General features: G+C 45.1%; 12 protein-coding genes and 6 tRNA genes. 4 read left to right on the top strand and 14 right to left on the bottom strand.

All coding sequences use genetic code 11. The annotated features are described in order from the left end of the window. Positions 1-25 precede the first annotated feature (25 nt). From glgX to ACK8OT_RS15875, 7 genes are all read right to left on the bottom strand, one after another. Positions 26-2,083, bottom strand: coding sequence for a glycogen debranching protein GlgX (glgX, locus tag ACK8OT_RS15905; RefSeq protein WP_410197494.1), 2,058 nt, complete (start codon positions 2,081-2,083; stop codon positions 26-28). Between the two features lie 823 nt (positions 2,084-2,906). Then, positions 2,907-2,983: transfer RNA gene (locus tag ACK8OT_RS15900), tRNA-Pro, on the bottom strand. Positions 2,984-3,034: 51 nt separating this feature from the next. Further along, positions 3,035-3,110: transfer RNA gene (locus tag ACK8OT_RS15895), tRNA-His, on the bottom strand. Between the two features lie 9 nt (positions 3,111-3,119). Further along, a tRNA-Pro gene (locus ACK8OT_RS15890) sits at positions 3,120-3,196 on the bottom strand. Positions 3,197-3,263: 67 nt separating this feature from the next. Next, a tRNA-Leu gene (locus ACK8OT_RS15885) sits at positions 3,264-3,348 on the bottom strand. A gap of 21 nt (positions 3,349-3,369) precedes the next feature. Next, positions 3,370-3,445, bottom strand: a tRNA-His gene (locus ACK8OT_RS15880). A gap of 45 nt (positions 3,446-3,490) precedes the next feature. Further along, a tRNA-Arg gene (locus ACK8OT_RS15875) sits at positions 3,491-3,567 on the bottom strand. A gap of 218 nt (positions 3,568-3,785) precedes the next feature. Here ACK8OT_RS15875 and folD point away from each other — a divergent pair. Further along, a complete protein-coding gene (gene folD, locus ACK8OT_RS15870; RefSeq protein WP_410197493.1) occupies positions 3,786-4,640 on the top strand; it encodes a bifunctional methylenetetrahydrofolate dehydrogenase/methenyltetrahydrofolate cyclohydrolase FolD in 855 nt (284 codons plus the stop codon). A gap of 115 nt (positions 4,641-4,755) precedes the next feature. Here the strand turns inward: folD and cysS are convergent, their stop codons facing one another. Further along, positions 4,756-6,132, bottom strand: coding sequence for a cysteine--tRNA ligase (gene cysS, locus ACK8OT_RS15865; protein WP_410197492.1), 1,377 nt, complete (start codon positions 6,130-6,132; stop codon positions 4,756-4,758). Positions 6,133-6,424: 292 nt separating this feature from the next. On the opposite strand from cysS, the gene ACK8OT_RS15860 reads away from it, so the two are divergent. The 3 genes from ACK8OT_RS15860 (at position 6,425) to ACK8OT_RS15850 (ending at position 8,489) form a co-directional block, all read left to right on the top strand. After that, positions 6,425-6,919: a peptidylprolyl isomerase gene (locus tag ACK8OT_RS15860; RefSeq protein WP_410197491.1), complete on the top strand. Its 495-nt coding sequence runs from the start codon at positions 6,425-6,427 to the stop codon at positions 6,917-6,919. Between the two features lie 15 nt (positions 6,920-6,934). Then, entirely contained in the window at positions 6,935-7,666 is a 732-nt protein-coding gene (gene lpxH / locus ACK8OT_RS15855) for a UDP-2,3-diacylglucosamine diphosphatase (RefSeq protein WP_410197490.1), read from the top strand. Between the two features lie 226 nt (positions 7,667-7,892). Continuing rightward, complete coding sequence (locus ACK8OT_RS15850) at positions 7,893-8,489, top strand: Yip1 family protein (RefSeq protein ID WP_410197489.1); 597 nt, start codon at positions 7,893-7,895, stop codon at positions 8,487-8,489. A 140-nt stretch (positions 8,490-8,629) separates the two neighbouring features. On the opposite strand, the gene purF is transcribed toward ACK8OT_RS15850, so the two are convergent. The 6 genes from purF to ACK8OT_RS15820 all read right to left on the bottom strand — a co-directional run bounded on the left by purF (position 8,630) and on the right by ACK8OT_RS15820 (position 16,159). Beyond that, complete coding sequence (gene purF / locus ACK8OT_RS15845; RefSeq protein WP_410197488.1) at positions 8,630-10,147, bottom strand: amidophosphoribosyltransferase; 1,518 nt, start codon at positions 10,145-10,147, stop codon at positions 8,630-8,632. Positions 10,148-10,166: 19 nt separating this feature from the next. Continuing rightward, a complete protein-coding gene (locus tag ACK8OT_RS15840) occupies positions 10,167-10,655 on the bottom strand; it encodes a CvpA family protein (RefSeq protein ID WP_410197521.1) in 489 nt (162 codons plus the stop codon). Positions 10,656-10,763: 108 nt separating this feature from the next. Next, positions 10,764-11,597: a cell division protein DedD gene (gene dedD, locus ACK8OT_RS15835; protein WP_410197487.1), complete on the bottom strand. Its 834-nt coding sequence runs from the start codon at positions 11,595-11,597 to the stop codon at positions 10,764-10,766. Positions 11,598-11,600: 3 nt separating this feature from the next. Then, positions 11,601-12,839 (bottom strand): bifunctional tetrahydrofolate synthase/dihydrofolate synthase, encoded by a 1,239-nt coding sequence (gene folC / locus ACK8OT_RS15830; RefSeq protein ID WP_410197486.1) that lies wholly within the window; start codon positions 12,837-12,839, stop codon positions 11,601-11,603. A 9-nt stretch (positions 12,840-12,848) separates the two neighbouring features. Beyond that, a complete protein-coding gene (truA, locus tag ACK8OT_RS15825; protein ID WP_410197485.1) occupies positions 12,849-13,637 on the bottom strand; it encodes a tRNA pseudouridine(38-40) synthase TruA in 789 nt (262 codons plus the stop codon). Between the two features lie 125 nt (positions 13,638-13,762). Further along, complete coding sequence (locus tag ACK8OT_RS15820) at positions 13,763-16,159, bottom strand: FimV/HubP family polar landmark protein (RefSeq protein WP_410197484.1); 2,397 nt, start codon at positions 16,157-16,159, stop codon at positions 13,763-13,765. Positions 16,160-16,286: the final 127 nt, after the last annotated feature.

Genomic DNA, 16,286 nt, shown 5'->3' with positions numbered 1-16,286 from the left:
TTATCTCAACTACTAACATCTAAGCCTAACTGATCAAAATAACCACACTACGCGGCTCAGCAATATACCTTTCTTTCACCGTACGCTTGCTGCTACTCAACGGCAGAATGTCATGAGGAGAAGGCAAAGAAGTATCAATAAAACGAGTCCAAAAACCGCGTTTGGGAATAGGCAACTCAAATTCTAAAGGCTCCCAATAGGCATTAAAAATGGCATACATGCCATAATCTTGACCAAATGGCGTTGTTTCTATTGCAATACTGCGTGAGGCTGGGCCCCAATCCGGTTGATTAAGTTGAGTACCATGCCAACGAATATCGGATCTCTGTAACACCTCATTCAAAGGTAAACGATTGGCATTAGCAAAATCAGGCCTAGCTTGTTCCACACGAAGATTAATTAGGGCTTTAGAGAACTCAAACAGGTCTTTATTCTTTTCAAGCAAGTCCCAATCAAACCAAAAATCTTCGTTGTCCTGACAATAACCATTGTTATTCCCTTTTTGCGTGCGCCCCACTTCGTCGCCCATTAAAATCATCGGCGTACCTAGCGATAACAAGGTGGTGGTTAATAAATTCTTTACCTGTCTCCAGCGCAGTGCATTTATCTCCTCATCATCGGTTTCACCTTCAACACCATGATTCCACGAGAAGTTATCATTACTGCCGTCGCGGTTTTCTTCGCCATTGGCCCAGTTTTGCTTTTCGTTATAACTAACGAGATCAAGGAGCGTAAAACCGTCATGACAGGTGACAAAATTAATGGTTTTTTCTGGCTCAAGAAGATGATGGCCATAAATATCTGGGCTACCTATCAGGCGGTTAGCAAACTTGTTGACCATGCCTTCATCACCGCGAATAAAGCGTCGAACGTCATCTCTAAACTGACCATTCCACTCCCGCCAACGTTGCCCTGCGAGGTTGCCCACTTGATATAAGCCACCCGCATCCCATGCTTCGGCAATCAACTTCGTTGACGACAAAGCCGGATCCGTATCAATACTATATAAGGTAGGAGGGCTAACCATCGGCATCCCCTCTTCATCGCGGGATAAAATCGACGCCAGATCGAAACGAAAGCCATCCACATGCATTTCTTCCACCCAAAAATGCAAACTGTCGATAATCAAACGCCTGCAAACGGAATGCGTACCGTTAAAGGTGTTACCACAGCCACTGAAGTTCATGTAATCTTGTTTGTTTTTCGAAAGGATATAGTAGTTTTCATTATCAAAACCACGAAAACAGAGCGTTGGGCCGCCTACCCCACCTTCTGCAGTGTGGTTATAAACCACATCCAAAATGACCTCGATATCGGCCTTATGCATGGCCTTGACCATATCACGAAATTCATTAAGCGGGCCTAATATAGACTGATCTGAACTATAACCACGGTGCGGAGCAAAAAATGAAATGGGGCTATAGCCCCAATAGTTCGACAAGCCGGCATGATGTTCATTTTCATCAAACTGATAAACCGGCAGCAGCTCCACAGCGGTAACGCCAAGCTCTTTAAGATACGGTATTTTTTCGATTAATCCGGCATAAGTACCTTTTTTATCCTCGCTAACCCCTGAGCTAGGATGACGAGTAAAGCCCGCCACATGCATTTCATAAATCACGGTTTTACTAAAGGTATGCCGAGGGTGTTGATCCCCTTCCCAATCATAATCTTTGATATCGGCCACCACGCTTTTTAAACAATGGGCTTCATTACAGCCGGGTTTCGCCGCTAAGTGTCGGTCGTAATTTTTCCCCTTAGCAACCAAAATACCGTAAGGATCGAGGAGTACCTTTTCGCTGTCAAAAGCCGTCCCCTCGTAAGGGCGATATGGACCATGAACACGATAGCCATATAACTGCCCCGGCTTCACGCCTTCGATAAAGATATGCCAGTAATAAGCAGTTCTATTTTCTTCACTCGACAAACGAAATACATGAGAGGCTTCTTGGTCTTCTTCATGATCAAAAAACAACAGCTCCACTTCATAGGCTAAACGCGCATAAACACAAAAATTGGCGCCGTTAGAGGTTAACGTCACACCCAGTTTTTCTGACCAGCCTGCCTCAGTTCGAAAAAGCATTGCTATGTATTCCCTTTATTGGATTGGTAACCCACTCAACACTCAGTGCGCTTAGTCAATCAGCTACCTGTACCTAATGATAAAATAAGTATAAATAAATACTGCAAAAAAACAGCACTTAACCACGCATTTCTGTTACGGCAACGCCTTTACCGCCATAAAAACGTTTAGTGCTCTCACCTTAAGCGCTACATCCGAAAGATGAACCATCACTAATGGCAAACAAATTTGCCAGAAACAAGCAAGCACATTGCCCACAAGCATACCGGTAGCACCTTACAAAAATGCGATAACTTGGCTAAGACTTAACCTGGGTGGTTGTCACTCATCTCTGTGAATATTTAGACACGTCTGTTGCAGCTTTTTTCGAGTATCAAAATGAGTTAATACCAACGATGAAGAATCAGATTAGTAATTTCAACTTGGTCACAAGGTGTGTCAGTGTTAACCATCTGAGAAGTTTGAGTAAAATGAAGATTTGAAATTTATATGCCCGAATGAGCTTATAAATAGAAGCATCCAAAGAGCAAGTTTATCGAAATCTGTACTAGAATGCGGATACAAAAAAAACGCTCATTGAGCGCTTTTTTTGTTAATTTGGTTGGTGATGAGTGAACTTTGAATTAGTGAACTCACGACCTCAAGCTTTGCTTGAAAGCCAAACTTAAATAAGTGGTCGGTGATGAGCGTACTTCGAATTAGTGAACTCCCGACCTCAAGCTTTGCTTGAAAGACGAACTTGGAAAAGTGGTCGGTGATGAGCGTACTTCGAATTAGTGAACTCCCGACCTCAAGCTTCGCTTGAAAGACAAACTTGGAAAAGTGGTCGGTGATGAGAGATTCGAACTCCCGACCCTCTGGTCCCAAACCAGATGCGCTACCAGGCTGCGCTAATCACCGATGTCTTTAATAACGAAATATCTTTAAGGATGGATCATTATCTAGGAAAGATGGGGCGAATGACGGGGATTGAACCCGCGACAACCGGAATCACAATCCGGGGCTCTACCAACTGAGCTACATCCGCCACTAAAACTGGTCGGTGATGAGAGATTCGAACTCCCGACCCTCTGGTCCCAAACCAGATGCGCTACCAGGCTGCGCTAATCACCGAACTAAATCTTGCTTGGAGGCTTGCTTATCGAGCAAGTTAACGTCTGTCCAACTCATTGACGTTAAATGGTGCGGAAGGAGAGACTTGAACTCTCACACCTTGCGGCACTAGAACCTAAATCTAGCGTGTCTACCAATTTCACCACTTCCGCATTTTATCTTCTTGAAGAAGATGGGGCGAATGACGGGGATTGAACCCGCGACAACCGGAATCACAATCCGGGGCTCTACCAACTGAGCTACATCCGCCGCTATATCTCTAACCATTTTTTTGAATATTTATTCAAAGTAAAATGGCGCACCCTGAAGGATTCGAACCTTCGACCTACGGCTTAGAAGGCCGTTGCTCTATCCAGCTGAGCTAAGGGCGCACATTGTAAGCGCTAGGCTTTGCATCCGCTTAGTGCCTGACAACGGGGCGGGATATTACTGAGTTGATTGCGGTTGGTCAAACACTTTCTTTAAAAAATTTGTTGTTTGCTCAAATGTTGTTCGCCCTGCACAAGCCTTATACTAATTGGCTGACAAGCTTTCTTTGTTCTGCCACAATATAAGCAGTTTTAATGACAATAAAAGAGTAGCAAAATCAATGTCTGCGCAAATAATTGACGGAACGGCCATCGCTAAACAAATAAGAACAAATGTAGCTGAAAAAGTACAACAGCGTTTAGCGCAAGGCAAACGAGCACCAGGCTTAGCTGTGGTATTGGTGGGTTTAGATCCTGCTTCTCAGGTTTATGTTGGTAGTAAACGCCGCGCCTGTGAAGAAGTTGGTTTTGTGTCTAAGTCCTACGACTTACCTGCAACCACTTCACAGCAAGAGCTATTATCTTTAATTGATAGCTTGAATGACGACGCCGAAGTAGATGGCATTTTAGTTCAACTTCCTTTGCCACAAGGGCTTGATTCAACTCAGATCATCGAACGCATTCGTCCCGATAAAGACGTTGATGGCTTCCACCCTTATAATGTTGGCCGCCTTGCCCAGCGTATTCCTCAATTGCGTCCTTGCACACCCAAAGGGATCATGACGTTATTTGAAACCACCCAACAAGATCCGCACGGCATGCATGCCGTTGTTGTTGGCGCATCAAATATTGTTGGCCGTCCTATGATGTTAGAGCTACTGTTAGCGGGCTGTACTGTAACCTGTTGTCACCGTTTCACTAAAGACCTAGAGCACCATGTGCGCCAAGCAGACCTGTTAGTGGTGGGCGTAGGTAAACCTAACTTTATTCCTGGTGAATGGGTGAAACAAGGTGCCACCGTGATTGATGTGGGTATTAACCGCCTTGAGAACGGTAAATTGGTTGGTGATGTCGAATTCGAAGTGGCTAAGCAACATGCGGCATTCCTCACCCCAGTACCGGGTGGTGTAGGCCCTATGACAGTGGCGACCCTGATTGAAAATACGTTAGAAGCTTGCGAGTCGTTTGATCAATAAATCCGCTGCATCATGGGTTTAAATCACTGATTTGAGTTGTTTAAACGTTGTAACCAATTGCAAATAAAAACGGAGGCCAAGGCCTCCGCTTTTGTTAATGCGATAACTTATTCTGTTATGCTTTACGCCAAGTTGTACCTGCCGCGCTGTCTTCTAACACGATATTCATTGCGTTAAGTTTATCACGCGCATCATCTGCACTAGCCCAATCTTTTGCCGCTCGTGCATCGTTGCGTTGTTTAATCAAGGCTTCGATGATAGCGACTTCGTCATCAGACTCACCGCCTTGTAAAAACTGCTCAGGATCTTGATACAGTAAACCCAGCACTTGAGCGTATTTCAATAGTTCAGCAGCCAGTGATTGGGCTTTTTCCATGTCCTGTTCTTTGGCTTTGTTAATTTCTTTAGCCAGTTCAAACAACACAGGTAATGCCTCTGGTGTATTAAAGTCATCGTCCATGGCTTGTTTAAACTGCAGCGCATGTTCACTGTCTATGGGCGCTTGTGATGCTGTAATACCGCGTAGCGCCGTGTATAAACGCTCTAGCGATGCCCGCGCCTGTTTTAAGTTATCTTCACTGTAGTTTAATTGGCTACGGTAGTGACCAGATAGCAAGAAGTAGCGCACCGACTCGGCGTCATATTCAGCTAACACATCGCGGATGGTGAAAAAATTATTCAGTGATTTGGACATTTTCACCTTGTCCACTTGTACCATGCCTGAGTGCATCCAAGTATTCACGTATTTACCGTGATGAGCACAACAAGATTGGGCAATTTCATTTTCATGGTGTGGAAAGGCTAAATCCGAGCCGCCGCCATGAATATCAAATACTTCACCTAAGATCTTGTTGTTCATAGCACTACATTCAATGTGCCAGCCCGGACGACCTGCGCCCCATGGCGATTCCCAGCTTGGCTCACCTGGCTTGGACATTTTCCACAATACGAAGTCCAGTGGGTTGTGTTTACTTTGCTCAACCTCTACGCGCGCACCTGCTTGCAACATATCGAGGTTTTGTTGGCTTAACTTGCCATAATCAGCAAATGAGCCGACCGAGAATAAGACATCGCCGGTATCGGAAACATAAGCATGCTCTTTGGCGATAAGCTTTTCGATCATCTCTATCACATCGTCCATGTGATTGGTCACGCGAGGTTCAAAATCAGGGCGGCTGATATTAAGCGCGTCGAAATCCTCGTGCATAGCCTGAGTAAAGCGAGCGGTTAACTCGTCACAGCTTTCGTTATTTTCATTAGCACGTTTGATTATCTTGTCGTCAACATCGGTGATATTGCGAACAAAGGTCAAATCATAACCTGCGTAACGCAGGTAACGAGCCACGATGTCAAAGGCAACGAAAGTGCGGCCATGGCCGATATGACAGTAATCGTAAATGGTAACCCCACACACATACATGCCAACTTTGCCGGCGGTTAAAGGTTTAAATTCCTCTTTTTGACGTGTCAATGTGTTGTAAATCTTGAGCATCTGTTCCTCGATACTTAACTGTGGGGTAAAAAAGCGCATTCTAACGTTTGCTAAGGGGAAATTCACCTATTACTGGCCTTTTTACCATGATTGCGACTACGTCAATGGTTTTCCCTCCGCTTGGCTTAGGTTAGAATATGCCTTTCTATTTGACGATGCAGCTGTATTGGCTAAGTGTGTTCACCCTTATCACATAGTTTTTCTATGCTCATAGGGCTCTCCCTTACCACCTATCTGCAGCGTCAAGTAGTTGGGTATAACCACCACATATAACACTAAGTTAGGTAATAACATGATCACGTTAACAACGAACCACGGCGATATCAAAATCGAACTCGACTATGAGAAGGCTCCTGTAACGGCCGAAAACTTTGCTCAATACGTAAAAGAAGGTCACTACGATGGCACTATCTTTCATCGCGTTATTGATGGCTTTATGGTTCAAGGCGGTGGTTTTGCATCGGGCATGGATGAAAAGCAAACGCGTGCACCAATCAAAAACGAAGCGAACAATGGCCTTTCGAACCAGACCGGTACCATTGCCATGGCGCGCACTATGGATCCTCACTCTGCATCCGCTCAGTTCTTTATCAACGTAAACAACAATACCTTCTTGGATTTCAAATCTGAAACCACACAAGGCTGGGGTTACTGTGTATTTGGTAAAGTAGTGGAAGGCATGGACGTGGTAGAAGCGATTAAAGGCGTATCTACCGGCAACTACGGTATGCACCAAGATGTACCGCTAGAAGAAGTCGTGATCACCAAAGCGACCATTGCTGAATAAGCGTCCCTTTAAATTATGGTCACTTATTTTATTGCTGATTTGCACCTAACCGAGAATCGTCCTGATATTACGGCGCTGTTTCTTCGTTTTTTAGCCAATGACGCAAAAGAGGCTGATGCCTTGTATATCTTAGGTGATCTGTTTGAAGTGTGGTTAGGGGATGATATTCAATCTCCCCTAACCATGGACGTTGCTAAGGCGCTATCTACCTTAGTTGACGCCGGTGTGCCTTGTTATTTTATTCATGGTAATCGTGATTTCATGCTGGGGGAGCGCTATGCTCGCCAATGCAAGATGCAAATTTTACCTGAATACTGCGTGATCCAGCTCTACGGTGAGCCCGCCCTACTCTTGCATGGTGACACCCTATGCACTCAAGATGAGGCCTATCAAAATTATCGTAAATGGGTTTATAAACCCTGGCTGCGCTGGCTATTTCTAGCTCTGCCCAAGTTTGTTAGAGCTCATATTGGCAACAAAATCCGTACTAATAGCCGTGCCCAAAGTAAATACAAACAACAGCACCGCAAAGAAATCATGGATGTTTGCCCTACTCAAGTCATTGCCGATTGCAAGCACTATAACGTCAATTTAATGATCCATGGCCATACCCATCGGCCTGCCATACATGGCTTTAACCTCGATAATCAGCCCGCTACCCGTATTGTTCTAGGCGACTGGTACGAGCAAGGCAGTATGTTAGTGGTAAACCCTGCCGGCAAGCAGCTTATCAACCAAGCTTTTTAAACCGCCGCCCCCCTGTCTATTTTTTGTTCTAATTTGGCTCAACCCGCAATCCTCGACTAAAGTTAGCTCTATGTAGATGTTGCGAAAATGTAACTTTTACATTTGATCTACATTTATGGGTTACGACGTAGTGCCATAATGTCAACGTTGAGATGATTTAGCGACTTGCAGCGTTGGAGCTCAGTTATTGCAGTACGCACCGATTTATTTGCAAGAGGGACGAATTATGATACTGAACCATATTTGGGGGTTATATGCACACCCCAAGACTGAATGGCATACCATTGATCGCAACCATGAAAGCATCAGCTCTAGTTTGAGTCATATCTTATTGATTGCATTAGTACCAAGTGTCTGCATGTTTTATTCCACTGCCTATATCGGTTGGCGAATTGGCGTCGGTGAGCCTATTTTCTTATCAACAGGTAGTGCCGCGCTAATGAGTATTGCGACCTACTTTGCCCTAGTCGTCGGGGTATTCGCGCTAGCGTACTTAACTAACTGGATGAGTCGAACCTTTGGCGCCGAGCCCAATTTTATTCATGCCCTTGAGCTGGCTGCTTACACTGCCACCCCCTTATTCATGGTGGGCTTTTCTGCCCTATATCCTTCACCTTGGTTTATGATGCTAGTGGGGTTTGCGGGATTAGCTTGGTCCATTTACTTACTTTACACAGGCGTGCCTATTTTAATGCACATCCCTGAAGAGCAAGGCTTTATCTTTGCAAGCTCGGTGGTTACGGTCGGGTTAGTGTTGCTGGTGGCAATCCTAGCAAGCACAGTGATTTTATGGTCGGTCGGATTTGGCCCGAGTTTTGTTTAGCAATATGCCTTGATTGTGACGCCAACATTGCGCAAAAAAAGGGTTGCCGAAGCAACCCTTTTTATATCTTAACGATACCTTTTAACTATTGCCCATAACGAGTCATAACGAATAATCACAACTCCTCATGTTAACTTAGCCTACGCACCTTCGTTATGCATTTCTAAGTTGGCGATCTCTTCCTTTTGCTCACGCAGCTCCTTGGCATCATCGCTACGTAAGTTATTCAGGTAATCAAGGTAATCTTGATCTATGTCTTTGGTTACATATTCACCGTTGAATACCGAGGTTTCAAATTGGGTAATGTCAGGATTTTGCACCGATACGGCTTTCACCAAGTCTTTTAGATCTTGGAAAATCAGACCATCAGCACCGATGCTTTGACAAATTTGGTCAACATCACGGCCATGAGCGATCAATTCGTTTGCCGTTGGCATATCAATACCATAGACGTTCGGGAAACGGATTTCAGGCGCCGCAGAAGCAAAGTAAACCTTCTTCGCACCTGCTTCGCGTGCCATTTCAACGATTTGCTCACTGGTGGTACCGCGTACGATAGAATCATCTACCAATAATACGTTCTTACCTGCGAATTCTGCATCAATCGCATTCAGTTTACGGCGCACCGATTTACGACGTTGAGTTTGACCCGGCATGATAAAGGTACGGCCAATGTAGCGGTTTTTAACAAAACCTTGGCGGTACGGTAAATCCAATTGCAGCGCGATTTGCAGTGCCACATCACACGATGTTTCAGGGATAGGAATAACCACGTCTATGTCTAGATCATCCCATTCACGCTTGATTTTATCGCCTAAGGTTTTACCCATTTCTAAACGCGCACCATAAACAGAGATATTATCTATGGTTGAATCGGGACGTGCAAAGTACACGTATTCAAAAATACATGGGCAATAGTTTGGCTCTTTAGCACATTGCTTAGTGAACAGCTCACCTTGCTCGGTTACAAAAATCGCTTCACCCGGTAATACATCGCGAATGAATTCAAAGCCAATCGCATCCAGTGCCACACTTTCTGACGCCACCATGTATTCCATTTGGCCATCTTCAGCTTCACGCTTACCTAAAACCAAAGGACGAATACCATTTGGATCACGAAACGCAATCAGACCATGACCATTTAGAATCGACACCACTGCATAAGCACCGCGCGCCTGCTGATGTACTTTAGCAACCGCGGTAAAAATGTCTTCGGAGTTAAGTTGGTCTTTGTCTACACGCGCTAACTCATGAGCCAATACATTCAGCAAAGTCTCTGAGTCTGACGTTGTATTAATATGACGACGCGAGCGAGTCGATATTTCAGCTAGCTCAGGCGCATTGGTCAAATTACCGTTGTGGGCTAAAGCCATACCATAAGGGAAGTTCACGTAAAACGGCTGAGCTTCAGCTGCACTTGAACTGCCTGCGGTAGGATAGCGCACATGGCCGATACCGATATTTCCTTTAAGGCGCTGCATATGTTTTGATTCAAACACATCTTTGACCAAACCATTGGCTTTACGTTGCTTAAAGTTACCTTCTGAAATAGTCACAATGCCTGCTGCATCCTGACCTCTGTGCTGAAGCACAGTAAGCGCATCATAGATGCTTTGGTTAACAGGGGTAGATCCAACGATGCCGACAATACCACACATGTCTCTTGTCCTTGTATTTTTAGGGGCGGTTTAAAAAACTGGATGACGCTTTTACATAGTCAAAGAACCATTCAATGACGATGCCAAATTCGGGTATTAAGGTTGACGTTTGCCACCAAGGTGTAGATGGAAAGGCGGTAAACGAATCCATAAAAAACAAAATTGCACTTACAATCAAGGCGCCGCGAATAGCACCAAAACAAATACCCAGTACACGATCGGTCCCTGATAGGCCGGTTTTAGTGACGAGTTGGCTAATGATATAGTTAACCAATGCACCTAAAATCAGGGTAACAATAAATAGAATCGCGATAGCGGCGGCGTTACGGATCAGGGGATCGTTGATATTGGGCAGTAAGGTAGCAAGGTCGGTATAAAATTGGCTGGCAACAAAGAAGGCGGCAAACCAGCTGGCGAGAGAGAAAGCTTCTTTTACAAACCCTCGCACTAAGCTAATAATCGCTGATAAGCTAATAATGCCAAGTATGACGTAATCTATCCAGACCATTAATTTACCCAAACGTGGCTGCTTTGTTGTAGCAGCCTAGTTAAAAATCGCCGCGATTCTACCACCCTTGCTAACAAATTGCTTGCAAAAAATGGCATCAGATCACACTTAACTCTGTGGGGTGTAAGCAATCACTCGCCCATTCAAATTGGTCAACTGTTTCAATGCCGGCAGCTTTTGTTCTAACTTCTGTGCCGAAACATCTGGGCCGACATAGACCTTATTAATTCCCGTTTCTGTGACCACAGCAGGAATGGTATAAACAGAATGCCCGGCTTGACGTAGTTTTTTCACCAGTGCTTTTACGTTTGTCGCATTTCTAAATGCACCAAGCTGAATTGTCCAAGCCGCGTCTTTAAACTCCACTTTCGCAACAGGTGCTACCGGCTTGATGACACCAGCTTTAATCGGCTCGGCTATGGGTTTAGGCTCTACTTTGGCGACTTCAACTGGTTTTGGTTTTGGCGTGGGCTTAGGCTTCTCAGCAACCTTAATGACAGGTGCAGGCGTAGGTTTGCTCGCTTCAACCGGTTTAGCCGTGACCACCTTAATCGGCTCGGGAGTCACTAACACTGCAGGCTCAGACGAAGCCGTAACGGCTTCTTGAGCAGCAGCAACGACTGGCTCTTCATTCGGTTTAGCACTTTCATCTATGGCTTTTACGCCATTATCAGTCGGCTGTTCAGCTGCATCGTTAGCGCTAATGATGACCGCATCCGGCAAGGTTTCAATAGTAAAATTGCTATCTTGCTCGGTCACGTCGCTAGGCACTTGAAAAGGCTGCTGCTGCGTTTGCTCAACCATCTCAGGCGCGATAGGAATGGCAACAAATTCTTCCCGATAGGTCTCTTTTTGACCATCCAATAAACTGGGTAAAAACAGTACCGCTAACGCGACAAGAATAATGGTTCCAACTAACCGATTTTGAAACTGAGTGGCCACACGCTAACCTTTTTGTTGTCTATCGATAATTTCCGCTACAGTGTAAAACGAGCCGAACACAATTACCACTGCCTGTGCCTCACTGTCAGCAATCGCTTGCTCATAAGCAAGTTCAACGTTTTTAAATACTTGGGTTGAATCTGATGGCGTGTATTGAGCCAATAGCTCAGCACTCGCCGCCCGCGGCCCCGTGAGGTCAGCCAAATACCAGCGGCTAACTAAACCATCAAATTTAGCCAATGTCGCCTTAATGTCTTTGTCTTTGAGCATACCAACGACGGCGCTAATGGGGCCCTTGTGTTTGGCTTTTAGTTGCTCAACTAAATACCCTGCCGAGTGTGGGTTATGGGCTACATCTAAAATCACCGTGGGCGAGGTTTGAATAACTTGCATGCGCCCAGCTAATTTTGCCTCGCGTAAGCCTTGTTCGATATGAGCCGTACTTACGTTTAGGGCTAACTGTTCAAGTGTTGCTAATGCGGTAGAGGCATTTTGCACAGGCAATGCCATAACTGGCAACCCCGTTAACCGCTTTTCGCCCATTTGCCAATCCCAGCTATCATTATGAAGCTGCATGGTGAAAGCTTGGTTCGCTAGCAATAAATTGGCTTCAATGCGATTGGCATGGTCAATCAAACGTTGAGGCGTGTCATAATCACCACAGATAGCGGGTTTGTTCGAACGGAAAATACCTGCTTTTTCATAGCTAACATCTTCACGGTTATTACCCAGCCATTCGACATGATCTATGTCTATCGTCGTAACGACGGAAACATCAGGCTCAACAATATTTGTGGCATCAAGGCGTCCACCTAAACCCACTTCTAATAAAATCACATCGCATTTTGCTTGTTTGAGTAATTGCAGGGCTGCCAAGGTGCCAAACTCAAAATAAGTAAGCGCGGTATCGCCGCGACCCTGCTCTATCACAGTAAAGGCATCACAGTGCTGCTGCTCGGATAACTCATCACCGTCAACTCGCACGCGCTCGGTATAACGAATCAGATGCGGTGAGCAATAGACGCCAACCCGGTAGCCCGCTTGCATCAAGATAGATTCCAAAATTGCGCAAGTCGTTCCCTTGCCGTTGGTGCCGCCCACCAGCACCACTTTTGCATCATCAAATTGCGTTAAGCTCAGGTGCTCAGCAACTTGTTTAACGCGAGTAAGACCCAGCTCAATTTCACTAGGATGTAGTTGCTCAAGGTGAGCAAGCCAAGCAGGTAAAGAATTTGGGATCATCAAGTGCTCTTATGCATTATCAATAAACAAAGGACCAATATGGTGGTGAGGTAAATCAAACTCAGCTGGGTAATCAACATCGACAAGGTATAATCCGCCCGCTTTCGCAGTCGCAGCGGCAATGCTGCGATCTTTTTGCTCTAACAGGTAAGTTATCCATTCAATCGGCTGTTTACCTTTACCTATTTCAATCAGGCTTCCCGTAATATTGCGCACCATATGGTGTAAAAAGGCGTTAGCTTTAATATCAATGATGATATAGGGGCCTTGGCGAGTGATACGGATATGGTGAATATGTCGACAAGGAGAATGCGCCTGGCAATGCTTAGCACGAAACGAAGTAAAGTCATGCTCGCCAACCAAACACTGAGCTGCTTGGTGCATGCGCTTTTCATCCAGCGGCTCATGATAATGGCTCAACCCTTGGCTTAAGATCGCGCTGCGAAGGTTGGAATTATCTATGATGTAGCGATAGCGGCGCGCGGTTGCTGAAAAGCGAGCGTGAAAAGTGTCAGGTACTTCTTTAACCCAAGCCACGGCAATATCATCGGGAAGATTTGCATTAACGCCAAGCGTCCAAGCGCGTTCATTGCGAATAGCTGAAGTAGTAAAATGAACAACTTGGCCCGTAGCATGTACGCCCGCATCGGTGCGCCCAGCACAAAATGTATCTATTTTTTCATTGGCAACCAAGCTCAAGGCCGCTTCTAATCGGTCTTGTACCGTATCGACTTCAACTTGTTTTTGCCAGCCATAGTAGGCCGCACCATTGTATTCGATACCCAATGCAATATGCATAATGCTTGATGCCCTCTTAAAAAGTGGCAATTATACCCAAACCGATTAAAGATGGAATCGGTCTAGCCCATAAAAAAGGGAGCCTTAGGCTCCCTTTTGCTGGTTATTGCTAAATCTAGCGCTAATTAACCAAGACGATTGAGTAGCTTGGTAATTTCGGCGATTTGATCCTCTGAGCCTTGACCTTGAATTTCTTCAAGAATGCTCTTGGCACCTTCTTTATCGTCAATTTCAAGGTAAGCGCGCGCTAAATCAAGTTTTTGACCTATGCCACCTTCATCAATATCAACATCGATGCCACCTGTTTCAGGTAATACATCTGGGAACTCATCCAAGCCGATGTCAAAATTCGCACCTTGGTACGGCTCATCATTTGACTCGTCACCACTTTCTTCAAGTAGGCGCTCGATATCGATATAGTCATCGGATACATCAGCCGCTTTCGGTACTTCAACCGGCTCGGTTGGCTCATTAAAGGCGATTTCACCTAACTGGCTCGCAAGTAGATCCGTGTCTTCAATATCATCAACTTCGGTAATTTCAGCACTGTCTGCAGGTTCATCTACCGTATCAATTTCGGCGAAATCCCAATCTAGATCGTTAATGTCAGAGCCATCTTGACTAGATTCATTCGCATCCAAAGTTAAATCAGCAATGTCATCTATGCTGTCATCTAGCTCAGCCAAGGTGTCTTTGCTAGTGTCAAAATCAAGGGCTGTATCTGGCTCTGACTCTGGAGTTTCTGACATGTTAAAGTCAAATTCTTCAAGGTCAGTTGCCCCTTTTGGCTCGGCAGTTGAAGCAAGGTCGGCCACTAAATCATCATCCATCGCACTTGGTGATAACTCATCAAGTAAGATGTCATCTTCATCATCAAGCTCAACAATCATCTCTTCATCTTGAACCAGATGATTTTCTTCTTGAAGTTCAAACAGTGAATCGTCTGCTTCTTCAAATTCGATATTGGCGAGATCTTCAGCACTAAGTATGTCATCTGAGTTTGACTCTGCAACCGGCTCTGGCTCAACCTCAAGGTCGGCTACGCTGTTGCTAAAGTCTATTTCTGGCTCATTTGCATCATCAAGAGCTAGCTCACTTGATACGTCGGTGCTAGCAAATAAGTCTTCGTCTTCTAACTCTACAGGCTTTTCAGTTTCGTCTTCAGCTTCAGCTTCCGCAGCATTGAAATCAAAGTCGAAGCTGTCTGCATCGCTTGTTTGTTCAGCCAACATGTCGAGTTCAGCACTGATATCAGCTTCGTTATCCTTGCTATCAAAATCCAAATCTAGACCAGTGTCACGAGGCTCGTCATTGTCACTGTCTAAATCGATTTCGCTCATCAGATTGATATCATCAGAGGCAAGGTTAGCATTGGTCAGCTCATCAGCTTTTAGATCATCATCTAACGAAAACTGAGGCTCCTCTGGTTTAACCACAGGCTCATCGTCAGCTTGTTCACCAGCTAGTAAATCATCATATTCGCTCTTCTCTTCCATTAAGGCGCTGGTTGAAGTGGCGATTTCTTGCTCTTGCTCTTCTGCTTCGCGTTTCGTTTTAGCACGTAGCCAGAATGAAATGATCACCAAGATGATAAGAATTGGCAATGCGATAACAGCACCCAAGTAGAGCCAGCTAGAAGTGAGTAGTTTCAGTAAATCATCTGACTCAGCTTGCTCTTCCGCTTGCGCTTGGGCTGGCGTATTATTGGCCAATTGTTGCGACAGTAGCTCTTTAATTTCTAGCTGAACTTTCGAATCTTCTTGTAGCTGAGTTTTCAAGCTATCTAAATCAGTCGATAAAGCTTCTAGCTTCATCTTCATTCGTTGATTCGATTCGGCAACTTGTAGTAGCTGTTGGTTAGAGTCGTCAAGTTGGGTTTTTAGCTCATCAAGCTCCGTTGAGCGAGCAGGAGCGACCGCCTCTTTAGGGGCAACTTCTTTTGCTGTATTCGCTGTTTCAACCGGCGCTTCCGGTGCTACCTCAGGTGCAATGCTTGGTACTGCAGTAGGGGCAACCGTTGGCGCAACTGTTGGCGCAGGCGTTGGCGCGGGAGTGGCTTTAGTCGCCACTTTAGCTGGCTGAGTATCAGCAATAAACTTCTGTTTTGCTGCGTCTTTATCAATCCCTTGAATTTCGGCTAGGGTTGGAATCGAAAGGACGGCACCATTAACTAATCGGTTGATATCGTTATTTAAAAAGGCTTGCGGGTTTTTGTTGAAAATAGCGGTCATCATTTGATGGACGGACACACTATTATTCGGTCGAGTTTTACTCGCAATTGACCACATGGTGTCAGATGATTTCAGCGGGCCGTAGGTTCCTGATCTAGCTCCAGTATTGACGGCTTTCACTGTCGGCGTATTTTCAACGCTACGAATCTCTTGTTTCGTTTCGCCGTTCGGTCCTGTTAATTCAACATAAAAACCGGGGGCATCTTTAAATACATCTTCTTCAGCAACAATATTGCTCGCAGCAAGTAATAACGGTAAAGCTATTGCTGCGCGGGAAATAGAACGTCCCATGTTTAATCCTTCATTTTGATTTGCTCAAAAACCCAGCAAATATGACGCACGTGGCGCATATACTTATTCAATAACTCATCACTATAAACCAGCATTGCTGGCTAATCTAGTTACAAAAGAAAGGGGA

Origin of the sequence: Motilimonas thetidivivens, assembly GCF_046452435.1 — a bacterium.
Taxonomy (GTDB): Bacteria; Pseudomonadota; Gammaproteobacteria; order Enterobacterales; family CBDFNC01; genus Motilimonas.
The sequence above is the reverse complement of the archived record's forward strand: the minus strand, read 5'-3'. Positions and strand labels throughout refer to the sequence as shown.